Raw genomic sequence first — 3951 nt, forward strand, 5'->3', positions numbered from 1 at the left:
GTGGTTTCCGCTGCACAAACGGCGTCCGGTCCGGTGAAGCAGCTGGCTCTGGTCGATGCTTACGCGGCCATGAACAGCAAGTTCTGGGGCGCTTATCGCGTGGCGCGTGCGGCCAGGATTCGCCAAGGCGGATCGCTGACCCTTGTGTCGGGCTTCCTCAGTGTCCGCCCGAGCAAGACCTCCGTGCTGCAAGGCGCGATCAATGCCGCGCTGGAGGCGCTCACTCGCGGGCTGGCGCTGGAGCTGTCGCCAGTGCGTGTGAATGCCGTGTCACCGGGGCTGGTCGCCACGCCATTGTGGGCTGGCCTGAGCGAGGAGAAGCGCGAGGCCATGTATGAAGGTGCGGCCGTACGCTTGCCTGCGCAGCGGGTCGGGCAACCGGAAGACATCGCCAACGCCATCACCTATCTGGTGACGACGCCTTATGCCACCGGGTCTACGGTACTGGTGGATGGCGGCGGGGCGATTGCCTGATTTCGGACCGGTCCACATCTGCCTTGGGCGTCCACACCGTACCGATGGACAGCGATTTCAGCTTCTTCTTGCGGCCGTACCACAGATTCACGACGCCGCGCGAGACGAAGACTGCGGAGAACATCGACGTCAGGATGCCCAGGCAGTGCACCACCGCGAAGCCGCGCACCGGACCGGAGCCGAATATCAGCAACGCCAGGCCGACGATCAGTGTAGTCACGTTGGAGTCCAGAATGGTGCGCCACGCATGGCTGAAGCCAGTGGCGATTGCGGCCTGCGGATTGGCGCCGTTGCGCAGCTCTTCGCGGATGYGTTCGTTAATCAGCACGTTGGCATCGATCGCCATGCCGAGTGCCAGGGCGATTGCCGCGATGCCCGGTAACGTCAGCGTTGCCTGCATCATCGACAGGATGGCGATCAGCAGCAGGACGTTGATGCCCAGTGCCAATACGCTGAAGAAGCCGAACAGCGCATAGTAAGCAATCATGAAAACCGCGATCGCTGCAAAGCCGTACAGCGTGGAGTGATAGCCTTTGGCGATGTTCTCGGCGCCGAGTTGCGGACCGATGGTGCGCTCTTCGATAACGTCCATCGGGGCATACAGCGCGCCAGCGCGCAGAAGCAGTGCGAGTTCGCGGGAATTTTCCATGCTGCCCATGCCGCTGATGCGGAAGGCGTTTCCGAGTTCAGACTGAATGACGGCGACATTCAATACTTCCGGTTTGCCCTTCTCATACAGCACAATGGCCATCTTCTTGCCGACACGGTCGCGGGTCGCCTCGCGTATCTTGCGGCTGCCTTCGCCGTTCAGATCCACCACGACAGCCGGCTGGTTGTTTTCGTCCAGCGTTGGCGTGGCGCCTGTGATGTAGTCGCCGGTCAGGACGATGTCTTTGTACAGCACGACTGGCGCGTCTTTTCCTGCCGTGAATAGCTCGGAGTCCGTGGGGATGGTCGCCGTGGCTTCGGTGCCGCGTGTGATGGATTCGTCCACCATGCGGATTTCCAAAGTGGCAGTGCGGCCGATGATGGCTTTGGCGCGTGTCACGTCCTGTTCGCCCGGCAGCTGCACGACGATGCGGTCGGCGCCTTGCTGCTGGATGATCGGTTCGGCCACGCCCAACTGATTCACACGCTTGCTCAGGGTGGTGATGTTTTGCTGTATGCCGTTGTCCATCATGGCCTTCAGCGCTGCGGGCTTGATGGTGACGGTCAGCTTCAGGTCGTTACCGTCCGTGCCCTCGTTGATCAGCAGGTCGGGCTGTTGATCGCCCAGTATGGCTTTTGCTGCCTGGCGCGCGGCGTCGTCGCGGAACTTGATGATCACGGCGTTGCCCACGCGATCTATCCCCGCGTGACGCACGTTCTTGTCGCGTAGCTGCGTGCGCACGGTCGCTTGTATGCTCTGGATGCGCTTGTTCAGCACGGCCTTGGTATCGACCTGCAGCAGGAAGTGCGCGCCGCCGCGCAGGTCCAGGCCGAGGTACATCGGGAATGCGCCCAGCGTATGCATCCAATGCGGCGCGTTCGAGATCAGATTGGCGGTGACGACATAGTTTGGATCATCGGGGTCTGGATTCAGCGCTTTGTCCAGCGCCAGACGGGCCTTGAACTGGGCGTCGGTGTCCGGGAAGCGCACCTTTACCGATTGAGTGGCGCCCGAATCGAAGGCGATGCCGTCCTGCCTGATGTTGTTCTTCTTGAGTGCTGCCTCCACTTGGCCCGCCATAGCGGAGCTGACCTTAACGGTGGCTTTGCCGCTGGTGATCTGCAGCGCAGGCGAGTCGCCGAAATAGTTTGGTGCCGTGAAGAGTGCGCCCAGTAGCACGATGACGGCAATGACGATGTATTTCCAGACAGGATAGCGGTTCATGTCTCTTTTAGTTGGTTTGTTAAAGAAGAAGCCGACTACTACTGCGCGCAGCCACAAGCTGTGGCTGGCATCTGGAAATTCCAAGGGGGGTTAGAAAAAAATAAATGGCGCTGCGAGTGAAGGTGGGGAAGCGCCGCTGCGCTGAGGCAGCGGCGCCTTGGCGTTAAGGCTGCCAGTTGACGTTCACTGTGGCCGTGCCGCTGGCGGGCGTGGTGAAGGTATGGTTGCTGCCGCCTTCCCACACGGTGGGGTTGGCGCTCTTCTTCAGGAATTTGAAGCTGATCGTGGAAGAGGCGGGGACGCTGACGTCGGTGTACCAGGTCGGGTAGCTGTAGACGACCTGATTGAACAGCGCGCCAAGCGGTGCAGTATCGCTCCAGTTGGTCAATTCGAATTTGTCACCGGTCAGGTAGACGTTCTCGCCCGACACCGTCGTCGCGTTGTTGACGACAAAGCGCAGGCTGATTTGCGGGCCGGAGAGAATTTCGAAAGTGCCCCATGTGTCGCTGCTGACGGCGCCGGAAGTCACAACGCTGACGTTGTACAAGCCCGCGGCCACGCTCGGCACCAGCGCCTTGATCTGCGTGTCTTCCCACGAGAGGATATTGGCGCCGCTTACCGAAGTCGTCCCAAACTTCACCGTACCCGCCGTCGCACCGAAGCCGCGGCCGTCGATGGTGACGGTCTTGCCCGGCATGGACATATTCGGCCCAACGTGCCCCAGTTTCGGCGAAGTCGAAGCCGCCGCGAACTGCCACACCGCGACCGCACCGGCAGCCAGCGTGAAGTTGCTGACCGCGCCGTTGGACGCAACGGTGATGTTATTGCCATTCAGTCCCAGGCCATTCAGCACATCGGTATAAGTGCCGGCGGGCAAACCCGCGATGAAGCCGGAAATCGGCGTCGCAGTCGACAGATTGCGATTGATTGCCACCACCGCCACATTGCCGCCGAAGTTGCGCTCATAGATCAGCACATCGTTATTCACCCAGCGCTGCTGTGTGGTGCCGTAAGCGATGGCGGGATTGGATTTGCGCAGCGGCGCCAGGCGCGCAATCATCTTGTACGCCGTGGTGGTGTTGGCGAAGGACGTCATCATCGCGCGGTTGTCGGGATCGCCCGTGCCCTGCATATACTGCTCGGTGCCATAGTAAATCGCCGGTACACCGCGCGAAGTCAGCGTGAAGGCGAGCGCCTGTTCCAGCTTGCGTCCACTGGCGCCGGATACCTGGAAGCGCGGCATATCGTGGTTGTCGATAAAGGTCACCTGGTCGCCCACATGCGAATACTGGCTGGAGGTATCGGTGATCATCTGATTCAGCGACGTCATGTTCGACGTGCCGTCCTTGAACACCTGGCGCACCCGCTGGGCGAATTCGAAGTCCAGCAGGCTCATACCACTGCGATTCGCGAAGTAATGGTTGGCGGGATCGACTTCGTCCGGGCTGAGGAACCACTCGCCGAAGGTGAATACCGGCTTGTAACTCTGGACGTAAGCCATGAAGTTCTTTTGCCAGCCGAAGGGCATATGCTTCACCGCGTCCATGCGGATGCCGTCGATGCCCAGGTCCAGCCAGACCTTGATCGCGGCCTTCATGTATGTG

The 3951-nt window shown here is 60.8% G+C and carries 3 protein-coding genes; 1 reads left to right on the plus strand and 2 read right to left on the minus strand.

All coding sequences use genetic code 11. From position 1 onward, the window contains the following. A partial coding sequence (locus tag AB4Z11_RS25825; protein ID WP_442028665.1) for an SDR family oxidoreductase occupies positions 1 to 474 on the plus strand: 474 nt, incomplete at its 5' end. Here AB4Z11_RS25825 and secD read toward each other — a convergent pair. After that, positions 437 to 2347 carry a protein translocase subunit SecD gene (secD, locus tag AB4Z11_RS25830; RefSeq protein ID WP_442028667.1) on the minus strand — a complete coding sequence of 637 codons (1911 nt, stop codon included), beginning with the start codon at positions 2345 to 2347 and terminating at the stop codon, positions 437 to 439. The two genes, AB4Z11_RS25825 and secD, sit on opposite strands and share 38 nt — an antisense overlap. Positions 2348 to 2510: 163 nt before the next feature. Next, positions 2511 to 3951, minus strand: a 1441-nt coding sequence (locus tag AB4Z11_RS25835) for an alpha-amylase family glycosyl hydrolase (protein WP_442028669.1), incomplete at its 5' end; no start/stop codon positions are given.

This window comes from Pseudoduganella sp. RAF53_2, from assembly GCF_052113985.1.
Classification (GTDB): Bacteria; Pseudomonadota; Gammaproteobacteria; order Burkholderiales; family Burkholderiaceae_D; genus Rugamonas.